The following is a 23,765-nucleotide window of genomic DNA, read 5'->3' as shown; positions in this document are numbered from 1 at the left end:
GGCCCCGGGGCGGCCCAGGCACCCGGTCGGGGCTCAGGCCCGCCCCGGGGCGCGCGCCGCTCGCATCCCTCCGCCGCTGCGGCGCGTATAGTCGGGTCTGCGGCCCGCGAGGTGCTCATGAAACGCTCGGGCAACACGGGGCAGCGGCTCGTCGCCATCTTCCTCATGGGCGTCGTGCTGCTCGACTACCCGATCCTCTCGCTCTTCGCCCGCTCCGCCGACCTCGCGGGGATCCCGCTGCTGTACGCGTACGTGTTCGTCGTCTGGACGCTCGTGATCGGGCTGCTGGCGGTCGCCGTCGAGCGCCCGCCGGGTTGAGGATCGCCGCCATGCTCCGGGCGTGGGTCATCGTCCTCGTTTCGTTCGCCTACCTCGGCGTGCTGTTCGCCATCGCCTGGCTCGGCGACCGGCGCGCGGCGCAGGGCCGATCGATCATCGCGAACCCGTACACGTACGCGCTCTCCCTCGCGGTGTACTGCACGACGTGGACGTTCTACGGCAGCGTCGGCCGCGCCGCGTCGAGCGGCGTCGGGTTCCTGCCGGTCTACCTCGGGCCGACCCTCGTCATCGCGCTGTGGTGGTACGTCTGGCGGAAGGTCATCCGCATCAGCAAGACGTACCGCATCACCTCGATCGCGGACTTCGTCGCGTCGCGGTACGGCAAGAGCCAGAGCCTCGGCGGCATCGTGACGGTCATCGCCGTCCTCGGCGTCATCCCGTACATCTCGTTGCAGCTCAAGGCGATCTCCGGCTCGTTCACGATCCTGCTGCACTACCCGCAGATCGTGATGCCCGCGAAGGTCGAGCAGCCGTTCTGGCAGGACAGCGCGCTCTACATCGCCGCGACGCTCGCCGCGTTCGCCATCCTCTTCGGCGCCCGCCACCTCGACGCGACCGAGCGCCACGAGGGGCTCGTCGCTGCCATCGCGTTCGAGTCGGTCGTGAAGCTGGTGGCGTTCGTCGCCGTGGGCGCCTTCGTGACGTTCGGCCTGTACCGGGGCTTCGGGGACGTCTTCCGGCTCGCGCAGGAGACGCCGCGCCTCCGCGGGCTCATGACCGTCGGGAGCGGCGGGTACGCGACGTGGGGGTTCCTCACCGTCCTCTCGATGCTGTCGATCATGTTCCTGCCGCGGCAGTTCCAGATCTCCGTCGTGGAGAACGTCGACGAGGACCACCTCGCCAAGGCGATCTGGCTGTTCCCGCTCTACCTGCTGCTCATCAACGTGTTCGTGCTGCCCGTGGCGCTCGGCGGCCTGCTCCACCTCGGCGGGCAGGGCGTGGACGCGGACACGTTCGTGCTCACGCTGCCGATGTCGCAGCGGCGCGAGGCGCTCGCCCTGCTCGCGTTCATCGGCGGGCTCTCCGCCGGCACCGGGATGGTGGTCGTCGAGACCATCGCGCTCTCGACCATGGTCTGCAACGATCTCGTGATGCCGGTGCTGCTGCGCTGGCGCTGGCTCCGGCTGCACGAGCGGACCGATCTCTCAGGTCTCCTCCTCACGGTCCGGCGATGGGCGATCGCCGTCATCCTGATCCTCGGTTACGTCTACTTCCGCGCCGCCGGCGAGGCGTACGCGCTGGTCGCGATCGGGCTCATCTCGTTCGCCGCGGTGGCGCAGTTCGCCCCGCCCATCCTCGGCGGCATCTACTGGAAGGGCGCCACGCGCGCGGGCGCCATCGCCGGCCTCTCCGCCGGGTTCGCGGTCTGGGCGTACACGCTGGCGCTCCCGTCCTTCGCGAAGTCGGGGTGGCTCCCCGCCGGCTTCCTCGATGACGGGCTCCTCGGCGTGAGGCTCCTCCGGCCCCAGCAGCTCTTCGGGCTCACCGGGCTCGACGACATCTCGCACGCGCTGTTCTGGAGCCTGCTCGCGAACGTCTCGCTCTACGTCGGGGTGTCCGTCGCCGGCCGGCCCGGCGCGGCCGAGACGGACCAGGCGGCGCTGTTCGTGGACGTCTTCCGTCACACGCAGGGGCTGGAGCGGTCGCGCCTCTGGCGCCGCAGCGCCTCGGTCGCCGATCTGTTGCCGCTGCTCGGACGCTTCCTCGGGCCGGACCGCGCGCGCGACGCGTTCCTCGCCCACGCGCGGCGGCGTGGCGTCCGCGCGCCGGAGGACCTCCCGGCGGACGCGGATCTGGTCCACTTCGCGGAGACGCAGCTCGCCGGCGCGATCGGCGCCGCGTCGGCGCGCGTGATGGTCGCCTCGGTGGTGCAGGAGGAGCCGCCCGGCCTCGACGAGGTGATGGACATCCTCGACGAGGCGTCGCAGGTGCGCGCCTACAGCCGCGAGCTGGAGGAGAAGTCGCGCCAGCTCGAGGCCGCCACCGCCGAGCTGCGCGCCGCCAACGCCCAGCTCCAGCAGCTCGATCGCCTGAAGGACGACTTCATGTCGACGGTCACGCACGAGCTAAGGACCCCGCTCACCTCCATCCGCGCCTTCTCGGAGATCCTGCGCGACACGCCGGACGCGCCGCCCGCGGAGCGGGCGCGCTTCCTCTCGATCATCGTGAAGGAGGCCGAACGGCTGACCCGGCTCATCAACCAGATGCTCGACCTCGCCAAGATCGAGTCGGGCAACGCCGAGTGGCACGCCTCCGAGCTGGACCTGCACGAGGTCCTCCGGGAGGCGGTCGACGCCACGAGCCAGCTGTTCCGCGCCAAGGACGTGTCGCTGTCGGTCTCCATCCCGGAGCCGCTCCCGCGCGTCCGGGCCGACCCGGACCGGCTGATGCAGGTCCTCATCAACCTGCTGTCCAACGCCGTGAACTTCAGCCCGCCGCGCGACGGCCGCGTCGAGGTCCGGGTCACGGCGAACGACGAGGCGGTCCGCGTCGACGTGCTCGACAACGGCCCCGGCATCAGCCCGGCCGATCACGCCACCGTCTTCGAGAAGTTCCGGCAGGTCGGCGACCGCGCCGGCGAGCGGCCGCGCGGGACCGGCCTCGGGCTCCCCATCAGCCGCCGCATCGTGGAGCACTTCGGCGGGCGGCTCTGGGTGGACAGCGAGCTCGGGCGCGGCGCGACGTTCTCCTTCGTGCTGCCGCTGCACCCCGGCGCGCACGCCGCCGACGCCGGCGCGGCGCGCACCGCGGGGTAGGAGGCGAGGGATGGCCCACCGGATCCTCATCGTCGACGACGAGCCCAACATCGTCATCTCGCTCGAGTACCTGATGAAGCGCGCCGGGTACGAGGTAGCCGTCGCGGTGGACGGCGAGGAGGCGCTCCGCGCCGTGGCCGAGCAGCCGCCCGATCTCGTGATCCTCGACGTGATGCTGCCCCGGCTGAACGGGTTCGAGGTGTGCCGCCGGCTCCGGTCCGACCCGCGGTGGAGCGGCCTCCGGATCGTCATGCTCACCGCGAAGGGCAGGGACACGGAGGTCGCGAAGGGGCTCGAGGTGGGCGCCGACGCGTACGTCACGAAGCCGTTCTCGACGCGGGACCTCGTCGCCCAGGTCGGCGAGCTCCTGCAGAGCCGCCGCTGACCCGGGAGGGCCCCATGGCCGAGCGCGAGGCGGCGAAGCAGGTCGAGGCGGTCGAGCCGGCGGAGGCGGGCGGCCGGCGGGCGGGCGTGACCATGTTCAGCCCGCTGTCCGCGATCCTGCGCCGCCCGGTCACCGTGCCGCTCGAGGCGACCGTCCGCGAGGCGCTCGAGACGATGGAGCGCGCCCGCGTCGGCTCCGTGGTGGTCGCGGATCCGCGGCGCGGGTTCGCCCTCGGCATCTTCACGCTGCAGGACCTGGTGCGGCGCGTGACGCTCCCGGGCGGCGATCTCCAGCAGCCCATCGCCGCCGTGATGACGAGCGGCCTCATCACGCTGCCGCCGGAGGGCACCGCCCACCAGGCCGCGCTGACGATGGCGCGGAACGGCGTGCGGCACGTGGTCGTCGTGGACGCCGAGGGCCGTCTCGCCGGCATCGTCTCCCAGAACGATCTGTTCGGGCCCCAGCGCGTGGGCGTGAAGCAGATCAGCACCGAGCTCCAGGCCGCCCGGGACATGGACGGGCTGCGGAGCGCCGCGCTCGGGATCCGCCGCCTCGCCGACGAGCTCCTCGCGCAGGGCGTGAGCGTCGAGACCCTCACGCACCACGTCTCCACGCTCAACGACCTCCTCACCATCCGGGTCATCGAGCTCACGGCCGACGAGCTCGCGCCGCCGCCCGTCCCGCTGTGCTGGATCGCGCTCGGCTCGGAGGGCCGGCTCGAGCAGACGTTCAGCACCGACCAGGACAACGGCATCGTGTTCGAGGCGGACGAGGACGACGCGGAGCGCGTGCGCGAGGGGCTGCTCCCGTTCGCGCGCGCGGTGAACGATCGGCTCCACGCCTGCGGGTTCCCGCTCTGCAAGGGCGAGGTCATGGCGGGGAATCCCCGGTGGTGCCTCACGCTCGACGAGTGGCGGCGCACGTTCGTCCGCTGGATCCAGGTGCCCGATCCGCAGGCGCTGCTCAACGCCGCGATCTTCTTCGACCTGCGCGCGGTGTACGGGAACGCCACGCTCGCCGAGCGGCTCCGCGCGACCCTCCTCGCCGCCGCGCGGGACCGGCCGCTGTTCCTGCGCCACATGGCCGAGAACGCGCTCCAGTGCCGGCCGCCGCTGGGCGTCGTCCGCGACTTCACCTACGACCGCTCGAAGGAGTACCCCCACACCATCGACCTCAAGATGAACGGGTCGCGCCCCTTCGTCGACGCTGCGCGGATCCTCGCGCTCGCGCACGGCGTCGCGCACACCAACACGGCGGAGCGGCTGCGGGCCGTGGACGCGGTCGCGCCGTTCGCGCCGGGGCGCCTCGCCGCCATCGTCGATGCGTTCTACTTCGTGCACCTGATGCGGCTGCGCAGCCAGCGGGAGCCGCCGCGCCCCGGCGCGGCCCCGAACCGCATCGATCCCCGGCAGCTGAACGAGCTCGATCGCCACGTGCTGAAGGAGGCGTTCCGGCAGGCGCGGCACCTCCAGACGCGGCTCGCCCTCGAGTACGGGCTCCCGTGAGCGCCGGCGCGGCCCGGGGCGGCTCGCCGGCCGGGCACCGCGACCGTGCCGTGCGGTATGCTCGCGCGCCGGAGGTCCCCATGAAGACGACCCGTCTCCTGCTTTTGACGATCATCGCGCTGAGCCTCGCCCCCGCGCCCGCGCGCGCGAAGGCGCCCGCCGCTCAGGGTCTCGAGATGCACCGCCAGGGGGCGGGGGAGCCGGACGCGAGCGGCTGGAGCGACGCGCGCTCGACGCATGGCGGCTTCTCGGTGTCCGTCCCGGGCAAGTTCAACGACTTCAGCGTCCACGATCGCGCGGCGGACGGAACCGCGCTGGTCGCCCACGTCGTGGGGACCCGTACCCAGGACGGCGTGAAGTTCACGGCGCTCACGCTCGTCCGCGCCGACCGGCGTGTCGCGGGCGACGCCCTGGAAACGATCGCCAGGAAGATGGACGGCAAGCGCAAGGACGTGAAGTACCGCGGGATGGCCGGAGTCGAGGTCGCGCTTTCCAGCCCGCAGAGCGCCGGGGTGATGCGCGTCCTCAGGGGCAAGGACCGCATCTACCAGCTCATCGTGGAGTACCCGAACGCGGTGGCCGCGAGCATGCCCGAGAACGTGAGGCGGTTCATGGAGTCGCTGCGCGTGCGGTGACGCCGAGGCGGCCGGGCCCCTCACGAGGCCACGGCCGCCCCGCCGCGCGGGCCATCAGGGATCGCGCGCGCCGATCGCCGAGGTCACCGGCCCCTCGCTCGACAGCGCCGGCGTCGCGACCACGTTCCCCGAGGTGCTGGAGCAGCCCGCGGCGCCCGGGCCCTGCGGGCAGCCCCACCAGTTGTCCATCGCGAAGACGGTCGCCGTCCCGGTGTTGGCGACGCCGGTCGCATCGCGTCCGACGAGGGCGTTCAGGAACACCGTGGCGCCCGTCTCCGTGTTGCCGACCCACACGTCGATGTCCTCGTCGGAGATCCGGTTCTGGGTGACCGTCGTCCCGACGATGGGCGCCGCCGGACCGAACCCCGGGAAGGCCCCGTTGCTGAAGATCTCGATCCCCATCCCCGGCGGCGAGGCGCCGGCGGCCTCCTCGTCTCCGCCGTTTCGCCTGATGACGTTCCCGATGATGACGTTGTGATCGGCGTTGCCGTTGGCAGCGTGGACGTGGATCGCCACGCCGGGCTCGCCGTTGTCCTCGATGACGTTCCCCGACACGAGGTTCCCGGACGACCTCGTCGCCGAACCGGGCGGGATGCCCGGGTTCGCGAACATGCCGGTCCCCGCGGCGCCGTTGTGGCGGAGCACGTTTCCGACGACCGAGTTGCGGACCACCCCGTTCCCCTGGAAGACCCCGTTGACCGGCGGCGCGAGCGTGCACCCGGTCGCGTCGCTCGAGCCCGGCGCGCAGGCGAGGTGCGAGGCGAGGGTCACGCCGCAGTCGCCGCCGGCCAGCTGGTTGTCCCGGGAGGTGTTGCCGGTGACGAGGTTCTCCCGGCTCTGGCCGGTCTCGTCCGTCAGCAGGATCCCGCCCTTGTTGTCGTGCACGGAGTTGCCCTCGACCACCGCGCCGACGACGCTGCGGAGGTGGATGCCCTCGCCGCAGTCGTCGTTGTCGTCGGGGAAGTTGCCGGGGCCGCCGGGGAACGCGTCGGGGCAGCACACGATCGCGTTGGTGCCGGGCGTCTGCGGGGGGACGAACGTCGGGCAGGGCGGCGTGCCCTGACCGACGGTGGCGGTGATCGCCTGGTCGTTGTGGGCGACCTCGTTCCGGGCGAGGTGCACCTCGCGCGCGTCCTCCACCAGGATGCCCTCGCGCGCCGCGTTCTCGGCGACGCAGCCCTCGACCGTGACCCGGTCGACGCCGCTCACGAGGACGGCGTGGTCGAGGCCCTTCGCGTCGAGGGTCACTCCCCGCCCGCCCCCGCCGGCGCAGCGGAGCGTGAGCCCGGTCAGCGAGGAGGCGTTCGAGGCGTCGCTCCGGATCGCCGCCACGGAGCACGCGGGTCCGCTGCACGTCGCGGTGTACCTCCCGGGCTTCACGACGATCGTCGTGTGCGTCGAGGACACCGCGTCGATCGCCGCCTGGATCGTGGTGGCGCAGCCGCCCGCGCCGGACGGTGCGACGCACGCCGTCGCCGCCGCCCTCGCCGTCCCGCCCGAAACGAGGAGGATCGCCGGGACGCTCCACGCCGCCAGCGCCGCCCACCTCGTGACACCACCACGTCGAGGAGCATCACTCCCGAGCATGACTCGCCTCCCTGTCCCGTGAAAGTTCGAGTGAAGATGGCTCTGCGCGGGGACCGGGAACATGCCCCCCCTGGAGTCGGCGGAAGACGGCATGTCACCGCGAGTGATCGCGCGAGAGCTCCGGGCCGGCGCGGCGATGCGACGTCAGCCCTTCGAGCGCGCGTCGCGGCTCGATGCACCGCCGCGGGCCCCGACCCCCGGCGCGCGGGCGTGCCTCCGCCTCGGCGGGGCGCGCGCCCGCTGGCCCCGCGGCCGCCGGTCGTGTAGGAGATCCTTCCCGCCATGACGCTCACGCTCGGCTTCTCTCCCTGTCCCAACGACACGTTCATCTTCGACGCCCTCGTGAACGGGAAGCTCGACACCGGCGGGCTCCGGTTCGACGTGGTCCTCGAGGACGTGCAGACCCTCAACGAGTGGGCGCTCGAGGGCCGGCTCGACGTCAGCAAGATCAGCTACGGGGTCCTGCCCCGAGTCGCGCGGGAGTACGTGCTGCTCGCCTCGGGCGGCGCGCTGGGGCAGGGCGTCGGGCCGCTGCTCGTCGCCCGCCCGGGGCTCGACGCCTTCCGCCCGGACTCGATGACCGTCGCGATCCCGGGCCGCGACACGACCGCCCACCTCCTGTTCTCGCTCGCGTACCCGGACGCCGCGCGGAAGCAGTTCCGGGTCTTCTCGGAGATCGAGGCCGCCGTCGCGAGCGGGTCGGTCGACGCCGGCGTCATCATCCACGAGGGCCGGTTCACGTACGCGTCGAAGGGGCTCGTGAAGCTCGTCGACCTCGGAGAGCACTGGGAGGAGCGCACCCGAGCTCCGATCCCCCTCGGCGGGATCGTGGCGCGGCGCGGGCTCGGTCCCGCCGTCGCGCGGGACGTCGAGCGGCTCGTCCGGGCCAGCGCGGAGCACGCGCGCGCCGCGTACCCGCTCATCACCGGCTACGTGAAGCGCCACGCTCAGGAGATGGACGAACGGGTGATGCGCCAGCACGTCGACCTGTACGTGAACGACTTCTCGGTGGACCTCGGCGAGCGGGGCAGGGCGGCGGTGCGGACGCTCCTCGAGGTGTGGGCGCGCCAGAACCCCGGGGTCGCGGTCGGGCCGGATCCGTTCCTGTAGCGAGCGCGGGAAGCCGGGCAGGCGCCCGACCGTCTCCGCCGGTCATCCCACGCTGGAATGCGGCCGGTTTTTCTGCTACGTGGCGGGGCCATGAGCCGGATCTACAAGTCGCTTCCGCCGAAGGGGACCCCGCTCGGCATCGCCTTCAGCGGCGGCCTCGACACCCGCTGCGCGGTCGCCTGGCTGTCCGAGCAGGGCATGGCCGTCCACGCCTACACCGCGGACCTGGCCCAGCCGGACGAGGCCAACCCGGCCGACATCCCGCCCATCGCGCTCCAGCACGGCGCGGTGAAGGCGCGGCTCATCGACTGCCGCGACGCGATGGTGCGCGAGGGCCTCGCCGCGATCCAGTGCGGCGCGTTCCACCTGTCCGCCGGAGGGAAGAAGTACTTCAACACGACGCCGCTCGGCCGCGCCGTGACGACCACGGCGATCGTGCGGGCGATGCGCGAGGACGGCGTCCACGTCTTCGGCGACGGCTCGACGCACAAGGGCAACGACATCCAGCGCTTCTACCGGTACGGCATCCTCGTCGACCCGGACCTGCGCATCTACAAGCCGTGGCTCGACCAGGCGTTCGTGACCGCGTTCGGCGGCCGGAAGGAGATGAGCGAGTACCTCGAGCGGCGCGGGCTCCCCTACAAGATGGGGACCGAGAAGGCGTACTCGACCGACGCCAACGTGCTCGGCGCGACGCACGAGGCGAAGGACCTCGAGCGGCTCGACTCCAGCATGCGGATCGTGAACCCGATCATGGGCGTCGCGCACTGGAAGCCCGAGGTCGCGGTGAAGCCGGAGGAGGTCACCGTCGTCTTCGAGCAGGGCATGCCGGTCGAGCTGAACGGCAAGCGCTTCGGCTCGCCGTACGAGCTCTTCCTGGAGGCGAACCGCATCGGCGGTCGCCACGGCCTCGGGATGAGCGATCAGATCGAGAACCGCGTCATCGACGCGAAGAGCCGCGGCATCTACGAGGCGCCGGGGATGGCGCTGCTCCACCTCGTCTACGAGCGGCTCCTCTCGGCGATCCACAACGAGAACACGCTCGATCTCTACTTCACGCTGGGCCGCCGCCTCGGCCGCCTCCTCTACGAGGGCAAGTGGTACGACCCCGAGGCGATGATGCTCCGCGAGGCGCTCACGCGCTGGATCGCCACGGCCGTCACCGGCACCGTCACGTTCGAGCTGCGGCGCGGCGACGACTGGACGATCCTCTCCACGAAGGCGCAGTACATGAGCTACGCGCCCGAGAAGCTCTCCATGGAGCGCGTGGAGGAGCCGGCCTTCACGCCGGAGGACCGGATCGGCGCCCTCGAGCTGCAGAACCTCAACGTGGGCGACAACCGCGCGCTGCTGCTGCACCACCTCGACTCGCTCCGCAAGCTCGGCGCGAGCCGCAGTGGACCGAGCATCGCGGCGCTGCTCGGTGCCGGCGACGACGAGGAGTGACGGGACCGCGGCCGCGCCGGCCGCGCAGCCTGCGATCGAGAACGGCCGCCCGGAGGCGGCCGTTCTCGTTTCTCGGGTGCACCGCCACGGGGCGGGCGGGCGCCGCAGCTCTCACTTCACGTACACGGGGACCGCCGCGCTCGCCGTCGCGTGCCCGGTCGTGTCGAGCGCCCGCGCGGTGAGGGCGTGAGCTCCGCGCGGGACCTTCCGTACGTCCCAGAGGAATCGCCAGGGTGGCGCCGTGACGGCGCCGACGAGCTGCCCGTCGGCGTACCAGTCGACGCGGACGACCCCGAGGTCATCCTCTGCGCGCGCCGTCAGCTCGGCGGTCTTGAAGAGGACCGCGCCCGGTCCGGGCGAGGCGATCTCCACCTTCGGCGGGGCATCGGCGACGGTGATCGCCTGCTCCGGGCTCGCCCCGACGTTGCCGGCGGCGTCCGTCGCCGTCGCGCGGAGCAGCACGGTCCGGCCCGGGAACGGGGTCGAGTCCCACGCGGCCTCGTAGGGCGGGGCCTCGTCGCGGCCGACGAGCACGCCGTCCACGTAGAACGACACCCCGGTCACGCCCACGTCGTCCATCGCGCTCGCCCCGAGCGCGACCGTCCCGGAGACCAGCGCGCCGGCGGGTGGGCTCGTCAGCGCCACCGCCGGCGGCCCGAGGTCCACCGGCCGGATCACGTCGAAGGAGATCTCAATCTCGGGCGTGCAGCTGCACGGGCCGGTCGCGGCGGTCAGCGCCTGGATCGACTCGCAGGCGCAGGCCGAGACCCGGTACCGGCCGAGCGCGGACGGCGCCCAGCTGGCCTGGAAGGGCGGAGCCGCGACGGACGCGACGACCGCGCCGTCCACGAGGAAGTCCACCGCCAGCACGGGCTGGCCGCCGGAGACTTCCGCGGCGAGCGTCGCGGGGCCGTAGAGCACCTCGCCGTCGGCCGGCGAGGTGAGCGTGATGATCGGCGGCGGGTCGATGACCACCTCCACCGGGTCCGACGCGCCCTCGCGCCCCGCCGCGTCGCGCGCCACCGCCACGAGCGTGTGCGGGCCCGCCGTGACGGACGTGGTGTCCCACGGGAAGCTCCACGGGAGCTCGGTGCGAGACCCGACCGTCACGCCGTCCACCCGGAGCTCGACCCCCGCGACGTAGACGTCGTCGGACGCGCCGACGTCGATCTGCACCACCCCTTCGACGGCCTGGCCGGGCGCCAGCCCGGTGATCACCACGAACGGCGGCCACAGGTCGGCGGTGACCGTCGCCGCCGCGCTCGTAGCGGCGTTGCCGGCGCGATCGGTCGCCCTCGCCGTCAGGCGGTGTTGCCCAGCCCCGAGATCGACGGCGGCCTCGTAGGGCGGCGCGCAGGCCCCGGCCGCCGGCACGTCGTCCACGAGGAAGGTGACGCAGTCCACGCCGCCGGCGTCGCGCGCGGCGGCGCGGACCTGGACCGGCGTCGCCACGACCGCGAGGTCGGCGGGCGAGGCGAGCGCGACCAGCGGCGGCGCGAGGTCCGGCGCCACGAAAGCGAGGACGTCATCGTCGATCACGGCTCCGTCGCACGTGCCGGGGGCGCCGCCGTCGCGCACCACTGCGCGCACGACCCGGCGGCCGCCGGGATCGGACCGCGAGGGGGCGATCCGGAGGTCGGTGCCGTGGCGGATCCCGTTCGGCGGCGAGAACGTCTGGAGGAGCGTCCAGCCCACCTCCTCGTCGAGCACGTACAGGTCCAGCGCGAGCGCCCACCCGCCGGGATCGCTCGCCCAGGGGCCGCCCAGCTCCACCTCCAGGCGGGCGGAGACGCCCGGCGCGAGCGGCTGCCCATCGCGCGAGAAGACCACCATGCGCTCGATGAACGGTCCGTACGGATCGTCGAGACGCTCCGGGCACCCCCACCAGCCGGAGGTCGGATCCCCGCAGCCCTCGGCGGCGCCGCCGCCTTGGAGCGCGCGGCCGCTGCCGCACGCGGAGGTCGGGGCATCGCAGGCGGGGACGCCCCACGACGCATCGCACCCCGCCGCCGTGGCGAGCGTCAGCCTCACCTCGTCGAAGGTGGCGCCGCCCGTCTCATCGAACGCGTAGGCCTGCACGAGCGCCGGCCCGGCCTCGCGCACGGGCGACGACCACAGCGCGGGAAAGGTGGGCGCCTGCTCGGAGACGACCAGCTCGTTCTCGAGGACATACTCGACCCGAGTGAGCGGGAGGCCGGCGTCGCGGATCGCGAGCGGGACGTCGCCCGTGACCACGGTCCACGGCCCGGGCGAAGCGAGGAGCCACGGCGCCGGCGCGTGGCCGGCTTCGACGGCGAACACGAGGTCGTCGCTGTCGCCGAACGCTTCGCAGTCGCTCGCGCCGGCGGGGAGGGCGACGGCGCGGAGCACGTGCAGCCCCCCCGCGGCCGGCTCGAACGTCGTGCGGACGGTCGCCTCCGCGCCCTCGCCGAGGTCGACCCAGTCCGGCGGGAGCTCCTCCCACCACGGCCGGGTGGCGTCGTTCGCGTGCCAGCGCTGCACCGTCACGAAGCCCGTGCCGGAGACGGTCACGTCCGCCTCCACCGGGCTGCCCGTGGCGATCGGCGCGCCGTCGGCCGACGCGACCGCGATCGCCTGGACGGCCGGACCCGAGCCGCCAACCCCTGGGCAGCCCGAGCCGAGCGTGTGCGGCCCGTTCACCTCGGGCCCCGCCGCATCGGGCCCGGCCAGGGCGACGCCAGAGCTGCAGCCCCGGGCCGTCTCGAGGCAGGCGGGGACCACTCCGAGCGGCTCGAAGAGTCCCGCCTCGGCAGCGGCGGTCACCCCGGCCTGCGGCTCCGTGGACGTCGATCGCCCGCACGCGGCGAGCAGCACGACGCCGCACCAGGCGAGCCCGATCGCGGACCTTCTCATGTGGTCTTCCCCCGAGGTGGACGCCGGCGGTGGGCGGCGGCGAGAACGGCGAGGAGTGAACGACCGGAGCCGCCGGTGGGCGCCTGCTCCGCGAGCGCGCCCCGGCGGCTCCTCGTCTCAAGCGTGCGTTACAGGGTCGGCACCGCGTCCTTCACGAGCCGGACCTCCTCGACCGTGAAGGCGCCCTTGCCGAGGAACGCGCTGGCCGCCCACGCGCCGGCCTGCGAGCTGCCGTCGACCGCGGTGCGCGCCTGCACCTCGATCGTGTGATCGCCGACGCCGACGTTGGCGGCGCCGAAGAAGAAGGCGTGGGCCGCCTCGGTGTCGAGGATCAGCTGCAGGACCTCGTCCTGGTACCGGCAGCCGGAGAGCGTGCCGTCCGCAGCGATGTCGCACGCGAAGCCGTCGAACTGCGCCATCAGCGTCTGCTTCCGGCGATCGAACGTCACCGGGCCCGGGGCGGCCACCTTGCCATCGACCAGGACCTGGACCTCGATCTTCGCCTCCGCGCTCGACGTGTCCTTCGTGTACCTGCTGCTCGAGACCGTCGTGTCGGTCATCAGCGAGGTCACGATGGACACGCCGAACATCAGATCCTTCTGCGAGGAGGTGTGGATCGCACCCGACATGACGGTCGTCCACCCGCCGACGTAGTCGGTGGGAGCGAGCAGCGTGGTCGCCCGCTGGAGCGCCTTCACCTCGCCCATCTTCATCTCGACCTTCGCGGACTGCGCGGAGGCCACGCCCGACAGCAGCACGACGGCGAGCACCATCTTCAACAGCGTCTTCATGTGTTCCCCTCCGGGAATTGACTGTGGGTGGAGCACGCCAGGCAACGGCGTGGGCGGCACCGTAGCAATCGACTGTCGGTGCACTACGCGGACGGATGGGTTTCGTCCTTCCTGGTTGGCCCCGACGTGCGCGACCGGAGGGGACACGGCCGCCGCGCGAAGACGGCGTGCGCGCGAGGCGAGGCGGGATTGTGCCGGTAGTCCAGACGGTTGGACCGCGATCGCGACCTGCTGCGGAGGGGCTGGCTCCGCGACCGACCCGGCAGTGGTCCCCATCAGAGACGGACCTGGGGAGAACACCACCGCAGGTGAAGTGACGGACGGTGCGTCCGCGAATTCACGCACGGTCAGCGCCCGGCGAGCCGCGCTCGCGCTCGTGCGAGCCCGGCCCCGCGGTCTCGAGCGGCGCGACCAGCGCCAGCGCTCGCGGCGCTGCTCGTCGGCGGCGTCCGGGCGCTCGGCAGGCGTTTCGAGGACCTGCACGGCGGTCGGGCGTGCAGGGGACCGGGACGGCGGTCCCTCCTCGCCTCATCGGCTGCGACGGGTCGCCGCTCCCCGGTTGACCGGTGCCGGCGAGCCGGGGGAAGGCGGCGCGCGGCGTGAGAATGGGACCGGCGGGAACCGGAGCACGGAGGAGATCATGGAGCGGATCGAGAAGTCGGTGTCGATCCAGGCGCCGGTGGCGCGCGCCTTCGAGTACCTGACGGAGCCCGCGCACCTGCTCGCGATCTGGCCGAGCCTGGTCGAGACCACGAACGCGGTGGTCCGCGCGGACGGCGGGCACACGTTCGACTGGAAGTACAAGATGGCGGGCCTGCCGTTCCACGGCCGGGCGGCGACGATCGAGATCGCGCGGGACCGCCGCCGGGTCGACCGGAACGAGGGCGGCATCCCGAGCATCTTCACCTGGACGTTCGCGCCGCGCGACGGCGGCGTCGAGGTCGCGCTGGCGATCGAGTACGAGCTGCCGGTGCCCGTGTTCGGGCGCCTGGCGGCGCCGTTCCTGCGGCGGGTGAACGAGCGCGAGGCGGAGACGCTGCTCCGGAACCTGAAGGAGCGGCTCGAGGCGGCAGAGCGCGCGGGGATGCGCGAGACCGGCGGCCGCCCGCCGGAGCCGGCGCCGCCCGTCTGAGCGGGGTGGTCGCGGGAGCCCTCGCGGGCGCTGCTCCGGAGCGGCGCCGCGCCCGCCGAGGGTCGTCCCACCTCGTCCGGTGCGGCCGCTGACGCAGGGACTGAAGGGAGGACGGCATGGCCTTCACGAGCTGCCGTGCGACGCGCGCCGAGCGGGCCCAGCCGATGGCGGGCGACGCCCTGGTCGAGGACCCTGTCCTCACGCTCACGCACGCCATCGACCTCTCGGTCTCGCCGGCGCGGGCGTGGCCGTGGCTGGTGCAGATGGGCGCCGGCCGGGGCGGCTGGTACAGCTGGGACCGGCTGGACAACGGCGGGCGTCCGAGCGCCGACCGCCTCGTCCCGGAGCACCAGCGCGTCGCCCCCGGCGATGTCCTGCCGGCGATCCCAGGCGCCACGGACGTGTTCCGCGTCGCGCGCGTCGAGCCCGGGCGCGAGCTGATCCTCGCGTGGCCCGCGCCGGACGGCGGCCAGCGCGGCAGCTGGGAGTTCCTCCTCCTCCCGGCGGCCCGCGGCCGGTCGCGCGTCGTCGTGCGCGCTCGCCTCGGCGCCCGCGCCCTCGCCGCCGCCCGCGAGGGCACCGCCGGGCCCGGGGAGCCCGTCGCCTCGCGCATCGAGCGCGCTGTCCTGAGGCTGCCCCTCGTGCTCCTCCGGCCGCTCGGCGCCCTCGGACACCGGGTGATGCAGGCCCGGCAGCTCCGGGGGATCAAGCGCCGCGCCGAGCGCGACGTCCGGTGGGGCGCGACCGGCGACGAGCTCGCCCGCGCGATGCCTGGCGACGGCGTGGTGCCCACCCCGAGCCACCACGCGACATGGGCGGTCACGGTGCGCGCGCGGCCGGAAGAGATCTGGCCGTGGCTCGTGCAGATGGGGAAGGGGCGCGGCGGCCTGTACAGCATCGACTGGCTCGATCGCCTGTTCGGGTTCCTCGACGCGCCGAGCGCGGACCGCGTCCTCCCGGAGTGGCAGGGGCTCGCGCCCGGGGACGTCATCCCGGTCGGCCGGACCCGCGGCTGGCCGGTCCACGCGATGGACCCGCGCCGCACGCTCGTCCTCCGCATCGCGGAGGACGACATCCTCGTCACGCAGTCCTGGGGCCTGTACCCGCTCGACGCGGAGACGACGCGCCTCGTGCTGCGGGTCCGGGCCGCCGTCCCCGCCGGTCCGCGGAGCGCCGTCCTGCTCGCGCTGCTCGTCCCGCAGGAGCAGGTGATGGTGCGGGCTCAGCTCCGCGGGATCCGCCGCCGGGCGGAGACGCTCGCGCGCGCGCGCGTCACGGCCCCGGCGCTGTGAACGTCCCGGGCGAGACGGCGAACTGACCGTCGAAGTTGGTGACGATCACCTGGTAGACACCGGGGTTGAGCTTGGGCACGGCGACGGTGAGCTGCGTCGCCGACTTCTGCGTGATCGACGCGAGCGTGCCGCCGAAGGAGACCTGCAGCCCGGCCCGCGCGCCGGTCGCGTCGGCGGAGAAGTCCGTCCCGGTCACGACGACCGGCGAGCCCCTCGGCCCGGTGTCCGGCGTGAACGCTGCCGGGGCCGGCGGGTTGCCGTAATGGAAGCCCTGCACCGTCGTGGACTGCCCGTCCGCGTTGGCGACGGCGATGTCGACGAACCCGTCCGCCGCCGGCCCGAGGGGGCTCGACGGGATCGTCACCGTCAGCGTGCCGCGGAGCGGGTCGTAGGTGAGGCCGGTCGCCGGCGCCCCGCCGAACGTGACCGCGACCGTGTTCTGGAGGCCGCTGCCGGCGAGGAGGAGCAGCCCGCCGCCCGCCTGGGGTGAGCCGTGCACGTTGGTGGCGGTGACCACCGGCGGCGGCGCGACGTACGTGTACGCCGCGGGGAGCGTGGCGGACTGGCGATCGGGGTTCGTGACCGTCACGTTCACGGGACCCGCCGCGCCCGGAGGCGTGACGATCGCGATGGAGGTCGCGGTGATCGTCCCGACGACCGCGGCGGCGCCGCCGAAGCTCACGGTGGACCCGGCGACGAAGCCGGAGCCGGTGAGGGTGACCGTCGTGCCCCCCGCGGTGAGGCCGGATGCCGGGGTGATCCCCGCGATCGTCGGCGAGGTCACGGCAGGCGGCGGGGGCGGCGGCGGCGGGGGCGGCGGCGGGGGCGGCGGCGGAGGCGGGGGCGGCGGCGGAGGAGGGGGCGGAGGCGGAGGCGGAGGCGGGGGCGGCGTATTCGCGTCGAACTGGAGCGCGGACGGGATCGTGGTCCGTTCCCCGTCCGGGTTCACCACCGTCACGTCCACGATGCCGGGCGCGTGCGCGGCGGCGACCGCGACGAGCTGGCCGCGATCGATCCACCGTGCGTCTCCTGCCGACGTGTCGGCGCCGAAGAGGACGCGCGCGCCGGGCTCGAAGCCGTCGCCGTGCAGGATGACGGTGCCTCCCGTCGCCGGCACGTGGCCGGGGTCGAGCGACGCGAGCGAGGGCGGGATCGGGCCGGAGGCGGACGCGGGCGCGGATGCGGAGCCGCCGCACGCGGTCAGCGCGGCCGTGAGCAGCGCGACGAGGAGAGTGAGCTGGAGCCGGGGACGTCGGGTTGGCTGGGGGATCACGTTGCCCTCTCGCCCATCGGGGCGTGGTGGGTTCGCTTTGCGTGACACCCGCTCCGCCCAGGCTGCCCCGGCCCGCGTGGGGTCCGGGCTCGGCGGTGCCCTCCCGAGCGCGGCAAGTCCCGGGGACGTCGTCGTCCGCCCCACGCCCTGTCCCGGGCTCACCCGACGCCCGGCGAGACCTGGTCACGGGGTTGGTCGGGCATGGACAGCGGACGCTGCCCACGCGGTGGTCCCACCCGAGATCTCCGCCCTCGAACTGAGCGACGCGCTTTCCGACGGAACGCGCCGCTGCTCGTCAACGTCGGAGGGCACGACATGAAGACGACATGGATGAAGGTCACAGAAACACTCGCGGTCGCGGCGGCGCTCCTCGGCGCCACGCCGGCGACCGCCGCGCTGCTGGATCGCGGGCCGCAGGATCCGACGCTCGTGTTCCCGCAGTGGTACCGGGATCTGAACGGGACCGCGCTCGGCCTCTGCCTCTCGCAGGCCCCCTCGCCGAACCCCGCCGCCGGCCTGAAGCCGATGTGCTTCCCGCTCGCCGCGGATCCCAACGGGTTCGCGGGCAACCTCGGGCCCGAGATCTTCTACAACGTGCTGAACGTCAACGTCGGCAAGGGCGCCGCGGCGGGCGGCACCTCCACCTTCGCGCTGCGTTACGTGGCCGGCCTCGAGGCGTCGTACCTGCCGCTCGGCGTCCCGGTGCACGGGACGGAGACCGTCTTCGCGCGCATCCGCATCACCATCAACTCGCAGGCGCCCGGCACGTACACCGTCACGCATCCCTTCGGCATCGAGGTGTTCCCCGACGTCGGCACGGGACCCCGGGCGGTCTTCTACACCGTGGACATCCCGATCGGACCGGTGCTGGACTTCGACTCCGCCCTGGGCGGTCGGCTCGGCCCGTTCATCCAGTGGGACGTCGTGAACGCGGGTGAGACGCTCACCGTCGGCACCCAGCAGTTCGTCGGCGATCCGAACTACGACCACACGTTCACGGGCAGCCCCTTCGGGACGAACTTCGTCCGCGTGGACGGCCCGCCCGGATCGAACCTCGACGGCGCGGGCAACGACTTCATCGTGCAGCCGCTCGGCGCGGTCTCCGGCCAGCGCTGGACCGCGCCCATCGCCACCGCGTTCAACGTCCAGAAGGCGGTCTACTCCCGGAACGCGACCCTCAACACCGTGGACGTCTGGGCGACGTCCGCGCCGGGCCAGAAGCTCGTCCTCACCGGCGTCGACCTCCCGAGCCTCCAGCTGAAGGAGTTCCCGCCGGGCAACTACTACGGCCACATCGAGGAGCCCGCCGCGTTGTTTCCTCCCGCTTCCGTGACCGTCACGAACCTCTCGAGCAACCCGGTGAGCTCGAAGACCATCCAGCTCGTCGATCAGCTCGACGCCACGGCGACCTACGACTCGGCGACCGGCGCGCTCGCGGTCTCCGCGACGAGCAGCGATCTCTCCGGTCCCACGCTCACGGTGCTGGGCTCGTTCGGCGGCTTGATGACCGCGGGCGCGACCCCCGGCACGTACACGTTCAACGGGCTCGTGCCGCTCACCACCGAGCCGCCGACGACCGTCAAGCTCGAGTCGAATGCGGGCGGCGTCTTCTCCGCAAGCGTCGACGTCCTCGCCGGCGCGCCCATGAACGTCCCCGGCCTGCCAGTGGCCGTCGCCGACGTGCCCCTCGTGGCGGGCTCCGGTCCGACCCTCATCGACGTCTCCACGAACGACACCTTCGCCGGTGCGATCCAGGTCCTGGTCCTCACGCAGCCCGCCACCGGAACGGCCGTCGCGGCCGCCTCCGGCGGTAACGTGACCTACACGCCCAACCCCGGCGCGAGCGGCCCCGACAGCTTCACCTACGTGATCCAGGACGCCGTGGGCCTCTCGAACGTCGCCACGGTCAGCTTCACCGTCCCCTTCGTGGCCCCGCCGCCGACCGCGAACGGCGACAGCTTCGCCATGCTGCAGGGGACCTCGCGCACCTACGCCGTCCTCGCGAACGACGTCGCGGGCACGGGCACGACGATCGATCCGGCGAGCGTGAAGATCGCCGCGCTCCCCGTCCACGGCAAGGCGACGCCGAACCCGGACGGCACCATCACGTACACGCCGGTGGTGGGCTTCAACTCGGCGCTCGACACCTTCTCGTACACGGTGGCGAACACGGCCGGGACCGTCTCCGCCCCGGCGACGGTGACCGTGGACGTCTTCGGCGGCCCCGAGTCGGTCTCCATCGGCAAGGCGATCTACACGGTGTCCAAGGCGAAGTGGAACATCGTCGGCTCGACCAACTGGTTCGGCCCGGCCCTCACCCAGCTCACCGCCACCTGCTGGACGGGCACGGCCGCGGCGCCGACCGCGACCACGCTCATCGGCACGGCCCCCATCGACACGACCGGCAAGTTCGCGCTCGTGCCCGTCGGTGCGACGCCGACTCCGGTGAACCCGTCGTCGGTCACCTGCCAGACGTCGAGCGGCGGCCTGAAGAGCGCGGGCGTCACGTTCCAGTAGCGGGTCCGCCCGCCGCGCCGTGACGGGGGAGGCCCCGGCTCCGCGAGGAGCCGGGGCTTTCTCTCGTGCTCGGGCAGGCGCTCGGGGGACGGCGACGCTACGACGGAAGACACGAGGAGGACCGCATGGCCGCGACCACCGACCGGGATCTCTTCCCCGGCTTCACCGACGAGCGCATCCGCGTAGGCGAGGTGACGCTCCGCGTCCGCCGCGGCGGGAGCGGCCCGCCGCTGCTGCTCCTCCACGGCTACCCGCAGACGCACGCGATGTGGCACCGCGTTGCCGGGCCGCTCGCGGCGCGGTTCACGGTCGTCCTGCCGGACCTGCGCGGCTACGGCGACAGCGACAAGCCCCCGTCCGCGGCGGATCACGCGCCCTACTCGAAGCGCGCGATGGCGCGGGACCAGCTCGAGCTGATGCGCGCGCTCGGGTTCGAGCGCTTCGCGGTCGTCGGCCACGATCGGGGCGGGCGCGTCGCGCACCGCCTCGCGCTCGACGCGGCGGGCGCGGTGACCCGGCTCGCCGTCCTGGACATCGCGCCGACGCTCGCGATGTACGAGCAGACCACGATGGCGTTCGCCACGGCCTACTACCACTGGTTCTTCCTCATCCAGGCGGAGCCGCTCCCGGAGCGGCTCATCGGCGCCGACCCGGACCTCTTCCTGCGCACGAAGCTCCGCGGCTGGAGCCAGGGGCGCTGGCCGTTCGACGACGCCGCCGTCGCGGAGTACCTCCGCTGCTTCCGCGACCCCGCGACCATCCACGCGTCGTGCGAGGACTACCGGGCCGCCGCGACGATCGACCTCGAGCACGACCGGCTCGATCGCGACGCCGGACGGCACGTGGGCTGCCCGGTGGTCGCGCTCTGGGGAGAGCGCGGCACCGTCCACCGGCTGTTCCGGCCGGTCGAGGAGTGGCGGCGCGTCTGCGCCTCGACGGTCGAGGGCGGTCCGCTCCCGGCGGGCCACTACCTCGCGGAGGAGGTCCCCGCCGAGCTGCTCGGCGCGCTCGAGCCGTTCCTCCGGTGAACCGGGTCGCGCGGGCGCGAGAATGTGGACCGCGCCGGTGGACATTGCCCGGCCCCGTGGTGTACACGAGCCCGGTTGCGGCGCCCCCGGCGCGAGCGCGGGACTTCCGCTGCAGCGGCGAAGGAGCGGTGTGGAAGCGCGACAGGACAGGGGCGTGCCCGCGCACGTGGTGGTCGTCGGCGGCGGGTTCGCCGGGCTCTACGCCGCCCGCGGGCTGGCGCGGGCGCCGGTGCGGATCACGCTCGTCGACCGGCGGAACCACCACCTCTTCCAGCCGCTGCTGTACCAGGTCGCGACGGCGGCGCTGAACCCCGGCGACATCGCGGAGCCGATCCGCCACGTCCTCTCGCGGCAGCGGAACGCCCGCGTGCTGCTCGCCGAGGGCGCCGCCGTGGAGCCCGACGCCCGCCGGCTCCGGCTCGCGGACGGCCTCGCGCTCGACTACGACTACCTCGTCCTCGCCGCCGGCGCGACGCACTCCTACTTCGGCCACGACGAGTGGAGCCGGTTCGCGCCGGGCCTCAAGACGCTCGAGGACGCGGAGGAGATCCGCCGCCGGGTCCTGACCGCGTTCGAGCGGGCCGAGGCCGATCCGGACAGGCAGCGCCGCGAGGCGCTCCTCACGTTCGTCGTGATCGGCGGCGGACCGACGGGGGTCGAGCTCGCGGGCGCCCTCGCGGAGATCGCGCGCTACACCATCCCGCGCGACTTCCGGACGGTCGCGACCGAGCGGGCGCGCGTCATCCTCGTCGAGGGCAACGACCGCGTCCTGCCGGCGCTCCCGCCCTCGCTCTCGGCGGCGGCGCAGCGCGATCTCGAGCGGCTCGGCGTGCACGTCTGGACCGGGAAGCGCGTCACCGGCGTCGATCCGCGGGGCGTGCAGATCGGCGAGGAGCGGGTGGCGGCGAGGACCGTCCTCTGGGCCGCGGGCGTCGCGGGCGCGCCGCTCGCGAGGACCCTCGGCGTGCCGCTCGACGCCGCCGGCCGCGTGCTCGTGAACCCCGACCTCACCGTGCCCGGCCACGAGGAGATCTACGTGGTCGGCGATCTCGCGGCCGCGCGGAAGAGGAGCGGCGAGCCGATCCCGGGCGTCGCGCCGGCGGCGATCCAGCAGGGGAAGCACGCGGCGCGCAACCTCGTCGCGACCCTCCGCGGTCGCCCGCGGACGCCGTTCGTCTACTTCGACAAGGGCGTCATGGCGACCGTCGGCCGCGGGCGTGCGGTGGCCGGCTTCTGGCGGATCCGGATGACCGGGATCCTCGCCTGGTTCGCCTGGCTGTTCATTCACATCTGGTTCCTGGTGGACTTCCGGAACCGCGCCGCCGTGATGTTCCAGTGGCTCTGGCACTACCTCACGTTCAAGCGCGGCACGCGCCTCATCCTCGAGACGCCGGAGGAGGAGCGGTTCCGTGCGGTCGTGGGCGTCGCGCCACCGGACCTCGACGGGTGGCCGCCGAACGAGAGCGACACCGAGCGGATCGTCGCGTAGCGCAGCGCAGCCTCTGCGCGCCGGAACGCACGCCGGGCCGCGGCAGAGCCGCGCACCCGAACGGACAGATCGATCTCTGCCCGGTCGCTCGTCCGCCCGCCCGGGGACTCGCGAGGTGATACGGTGCGGCCGCGCCGGGGGTCCGCAGGCACGGTGGAGGCGATCGGCGCGGGTACGCAAACCATGCCGGAACGTCGGACTGCCGCCGAGCGTCGGCTCATCGCGCCGGACCCGGACTACGGGCCGGTGTTCCACCTGGTCAACGACGCCATCTTCGTCCACGACGCCGAGACCGGCGCGACGCTGGACGTGAATCGCCGTGCCGAGGAGATGTACGGCCGGCCGCGGACCGCGCTGATCGCCTCGACGATCGCGGACCTGAGCGACGGCCGCTCGCCGTACGGGCAGGGCGAGGCGATCGCGCACCTCCGGGCGGCGGCGAGCGGCGCCGCGCGCATCTTCGAGTGGCGGGCGCGGCACCGCACCGGCCGGCTGTTCTGGGTCGAGGTGAACCTCACGCGCGCGGTCATCGACGGGCGCGACCGCCTGCTCGCGGTCGTCCGTGACGTCACGGACCGCAAGCGCGCGGAGGAGGCGCTGCGCGACGCGGAGCGCCGAGTCCACGACGTGCTCGACGCGATCCCCCAGCTCGTCTGGACGAGCAACCCGGCCGGCCGCTGCGAGTTCCTGAGCCGGCAGTGGGCGGAGTACACGGGGAGGGCGGTGGAGGAGCTGCTGGCCGAAGGGTGGCTCACGCGCGTCCACGCGGACGACGCCGCGGCCGCGCTGGAGGCCTGGAAGCGGGCGGTGCGCTCCGGCGCGCCGCTCGACGTGCAGCTCCGGCTCGCGCGGCACGACGGCGCGTACCGGTGGTTCCGCACGCGCGCGGTGGCGCTGCGGGACGCCGAGGGCCGCATCACGCGGTGGTTCGGGACGAACACCGACGAGGACGACCAGGTGCGCGCCGAGGCCGCGCTCCGGGAGGCGGACCGGCGCAAGAGCGAGTTCCTCGGCGTCCTCTCGCACGAGCTGCGGAACCCCCTCGCGCCCATCCGCAACGGCCTGTACCTCCTCGACCGCGCGCCCCCCGGCAGCGCTCAGGCGGCCCGGGCGAAGCAGGTGATCGAGCGGCAGACGGAGCACCTCACCCGGCTCGTCGACGACCTCCTCGACGTGACCCGCATCTCCCGCGGCAAGATCGAGCTCCAGCCGGCCCCGCTCGATCTGCGCGAGGTGGTGCAGCGCACGTGCGACGACCACCGCACCCTGTTCGATGGCCGCGGGATCGCGCTCGCGGTGGCGAGCACGGGCCCCGCGTGGATCGAGGCCGACCCGACCCGCGTCGCTCAGGTCGTCGGGAACCTCCTCCAGAACGCCGCGAAGTTCAGTCGCGAGGGCGGCACCGTCGCGGTCACCGTCTCGGCCTCGGCGGGGTGGGCGGAGATCCGCGTCCGCGACGACGGGATGGGGATCGCGCCGGACCTCCTGCCGCGGGTCTTCGAGCCGTTCGTGCAGGCGGACCTCGGCCTGGCGCGGACCCAGGGCGGGCTCGGGCTCGGGCTCGCGCTCGTGAAGGGGCTCGTCGAGCTGCACGGCGGGACGGTGC

16 protein-coding genes and 1 pseudogene are annotated in these 23,765 nt (G+C 73.5%); 13 read left to right on the top strand and 4 right to left on the bottom strand.

Annotated elements, in window-relative coordinates; genetic code table 11:
- Window positions 1-117 precede the first annotated feature (117 nt).
- The 5 genes from AMOR_RS01730 to AMOR_RS01710 all read left to right on the top strand — a co-directional run bounded on the left by AMOR_RS01730 (window position 118) and on the right by AMOR_RS01710 (window position 5,620).
- A complete protein-coding gene (locus AMOR_RS01730; RefSeq protein WP_248357807.1) occupies window positions 118-318 on the top strand; it encodes a hypothetical protein in 201 nt (66 codons plus the stop codon).
- A gap of 11 nt (window positions 319-329) precedes the next feature.
- Window positions 330-3,095: a sensor histidine kinase gene (locus tag AMOR_RS01725; protein ID WP_248357805.1), complete on the top strand. Its 2,766-nt coding sequence runs from the start codon at window positions 330-332 to the stop codon at window positions 3,093-3,095.
- A gap of 10 nt (window positions 3,096-3,105) precedes the next feature.
- On the top strand, window positions 3,106-3,480 hold the full coding sequence (locus tag AMOR_RS01720) for a response regulator transcription factor (protein ID WP_248357803.1): 375 nt from the start codon (window positions 3,106-3,108) through the stop codon (window positions 3,478-3,480).
- 14 nt (window positions 3,481-3,494) lie between these two features.
- Window positions 3,495-4,985 (top strand): DUF294 nucleotidyltransferase-like domain-containing protein, encoded by a 1,491-nt coding sequence (locus AMOR_RS01715; protein WP_248357801.1) that lies wholly within the window; start codon window positions 3,495-3,497, stop codon window positions 4,983-4,985.
- 80 nt (window positions 4,986-5,065) lie between these two features.
- Entirely contained in the window at window positions 5,066-5,620 is a 555-nt protein-coding gene (locus tag AMOR_RS01710) for a hypothetical protein (RefSeq protein ID WP_248357800.1), read from the top strand.
- 54 nt (window positions 5,621-5,674) lie between these two features.
- Here the strand turns inward: AMOR_RS01710 and AMOR_RS01705 are convergent, their stop codons facing one another.
- Window positions 5,675-7,207, bottom strand: a complete 1,533-nt coding sequence (locus AMOR_RS01705) for a right-handed parallel beta-helix repeat-containing protein (RefSeq protein WP_248357798.1) — start codon at window positions 7,205-7,207, stop codon at window positions 5,675-5,677.
- Window positions 7,208-7,489: 282 nt separating this feature from the next.
- Between AMOR_RS01705 and AMOR_RS01700 the strand changes: the two genes are divergently transcribed.
- On the top strand, window positions 7,490-8,317 hold the full coding sequence (locus AMOR_RS01700) for a 1,4-dihydroxy-6-naphthoate synthase (protein ID WP_248357796.1): 828 nt from the start codon (window positions 7,490-7,492) through the stop codon (window positions 8,315-8,317).
- Window positions 8,318-8,407: 90 nt separating this feature from the next.
- Window positions 8,408-9,763, top strand: a complete 1,356-nt coding sequence (gene argG, locus AMOR_RS01695) for an argininosuccinate synthase (protein ID WP_248357794.1) — start codon at window positions 8,408-8,410, stop codon at window positions 9,761-9,763.
- A gap of 111 nt (window positions 9,764-9,874) precedes the next feature.
- On the opposite strand, the gene AMOR_RS01690 is transcribed toward argG, so the two are convergent.
- On the bottom strand, window positions 9,875-12,637 hold the full coding sequence (locus tag AMOR_RS01690; RefSeq protein ID WP_248357792.1) for an Ig-like domain-containing protein: 2,763 nt from the start codon (window positions 12,635-12,637) through the stop codon (window positions 9,875-9,877).
- A 128-nt stretch (window positions 12,638-12,765) separates the two neighbouring features.
- On the bottom strand, window positions 12,766-13,428 hold the full coding sequence (locus tag AMOR_RS01685; protein ID WP_248357790.1) for a hypothetical protein: 663 nt from the start codon (window positions 13,426-13,428) through the stop codon (window positions 12,766-12,768).
- Between the two features lie 640 nt (window positions 13,429-14,068).
- On the opposite strand from AMOR_RS01685, the gene AMOR_RS01680 reads away from it, so the two are divergent.
- Complete coding sequence (locus AMOR_RS01680) at window positions 14,069-14,560, top strand: SRPBCC family protein (protein ID WP_248357788.1); 492 nt, start codon at window positions 14,069-14,071, stop codon at window positions 14,558-14,560.
- A gap of 116 nt (window positions 14,561-14,676) precedes the next feature.
- A complete protein-coding gene (locus tag AMOR_RS01675; RefSeq protein ID WP_248357786.1) occupies window positions 14,677-15,852 on the top strand; it encodes a hypothetical protein in 1,176 nt (391 codons plus the stop codon).
- Here AMOR_RS01675 and AMOR_RS01670 read toward each other — a convergent pair.
- A complete protein-coding gene (locus AMOR_RS01670; protein ID WP_248357784.1) occupies window positions 15,833-17,125 on the bottom strand; it encodes an IPT/TIG domain-containing protein in 1,293 nt (430 codons plus the stop codon). The two genes, AMOR_RS01675 and AMOR_RS01670, sit on opposite strands and share 20 nt — an antisense overlap.
- A gap of 315 nt (window positions 17,126-17,440) precedes the next feature.
- Here AMOR_RS01670 and AMOR_RS01665 point away from each other — a divergent pair, with 315 nt between their 5' ends.
- The 4 genes and pseudogenes from AMOR_RS01665 to AMOR_RS01650 form a co-directional block, all read left to right on the top strand.
- The gene (locus AMOR_RS01665; protein WP_248357782.1) at window positions 17,441-19,642 is read left to right on the top strand and encodes an Ig-like domain-containing protein; all 2,202 of its coding nucleotides are present in this window, start codon (window positions 17,441-17,443) and stop codon (window positions 19,640-19,642) included.
- Window positions 19,643-19,767: 125 nt separating this feature from the next.
- Window positions 19,768-20,670 (top strand): alpha/beta fold hydrolase, encoded by a 903-nt coding sequence (locus tag AMOR_RS01660; RefSeq protein ID WP_248357780.1) that lies wholly within the window; start codon window positions 19,768-19,770, stop codon window positions 20,668-20,670.
- 130 nt (window positions 20,671-20,800) lie between these two features.
- On the top strand, window positions 20,801-22,159 hold the full coding sequence (locus tag AMOR_RS01655; RefSeq protein WP_248357778.1) for an NAD(P)/FAD-dependent oxidoreductase: 1,359 nt from the start codon (window positions 20,801-20,803) through the stop codon (window positions 22,157-22,159).
- A gap of 183 nt (window positions 22,160-22,342) precedes the next feature.
- Window positions 22,343-23,743 (top strand): annotated as a pseudogene (locus AMOR_RS01650) (PAS domain-containing sensor histidine kinase); the annotation flags it as partial.
- Between the last annotated feature and the right edge of the window lie 22 nt (window positions 23,744-23,765).

This window comes from Anaeromyxobacter oryzae (assembly GCF_023169945.1).
In the GTDB taxonomy this organism is placed as follows: Bacteria; Myxococcota; Myxococcia; order Myxococcales; family Anaeromyxobacteraceae; genus Anaeromyxobacter; species Anaeromyxobacter oryzae.
This window is presented reverse-complemented; position numbering and strand designations above follow the sequence as displayed.

What these genes read in the sequence shown, in the direction of transcription:
- AMOR_RS01690 (WP_248357792.1), bottom strand. Translation starts at nt 12,637, where the DNA reads ATGAGAAGGTCCGCGATCGGGCTCGCCTGGTGCGGCGTCGTGCTGCTC.
- AMOR_RS01720 (WP_248357803.1), top strand. Translation starts at nt 3,106, where the DNA reads ATGGCCCACCGGATCCTCATCGTCGACGACGAGCCCAACATCGTCATC.
- AMOR_RS01715 (WP_248357801.1), top strand. Translation starts at nt 3,495, where the DNA reads ATGGCCGAGCGCGAGGCGGCGAAGCAGGTCGAGGCGGTCGAGCCGGCG.
- argG (WP_248357794.1), top strand. Translation starts at nt 8,408, where the DNA reads ATGAGCCGGATCTACAAGTCGCTTCCGCCGAAGGGGACCCCGCTCGGC.
- AMOR_RS01705 (WP_248357798.1), bottom strand. Translation starts at nt 7,207, where the DNA reads ATGCTCGGGAGTGATGCTCCTCGACGTGGTGGTGTCACGAGGTGGGCG.
- AMOR_RS01725 (WP_248357805.1), top strand. Translation starts at nt 330, where the DNA reads ATGCTCCGGGCGTGGGTCATCGTCCTCGTTTCGTTCGCCTACCTCGGC.
- AMOR_RS01680 (WP_248357788.1), top strand. Translation starts at nt 14,069, where the DNA reads ATGGAGCGGATCGAGAAGTCGGTGTCGATCCAGGCGCCGGTGGCGCGC.
- AMOR_RS01710 (WP_248357800.1), top strand. Translation starts at nt 5,066, where the DNA reads ATGAAGACGACCCGTCTCCTGCTTTTGACGATCATCGCGCTGAGCCTC.
- AMOR_RS01700 (WP_248357796.1), top strand. Translation starts at nt 7,490, where the DNA reads ATGACGCTCACGCTCGGCTTCTCTCCCTGTCCCAACGACACGTTCATC.
- AMOR_RS01660 (WP_248357780.1), top strand. Translation starts at nt 19,768, where the DNA reads ATGGCCGCGACCACCGACCGGGATCTCTTCCCCGGCTTCACCGACGAG.
- AMOR_RS01675 (WP_248357786.1), top strand. Translation starts at nt 14,677, where the DNA reads ATGGCCTTCACGAGCTGCCGTGCGACGCGCGCCGAGCGGGCCCAGCCG.
- AMOR_RS01685 (WP_248357790.1), bottom strand. Translation starts at nt 13,428, where the DNA reads ATGAAGACGCTGTTGAAGATGGTGCTCGCCGTCGTGCTGCTGTCGGGC.
- AMOR_RS01730 (WP_248357807.1), top strand. Translation starts at nt 118, where the DNA reads ATGAAACGCTCGGGCAACACGGGGCAGCGGCTCGTCGCCATCTTCCTC.
- AMOR_RS01665 (WP_248357782.1), top strand. Translation starts at nt 17,441, where the DNA reads ATGAAGACGACATGGATGAAGGTCACAGAAACACTCGCGGTCGCGGCG.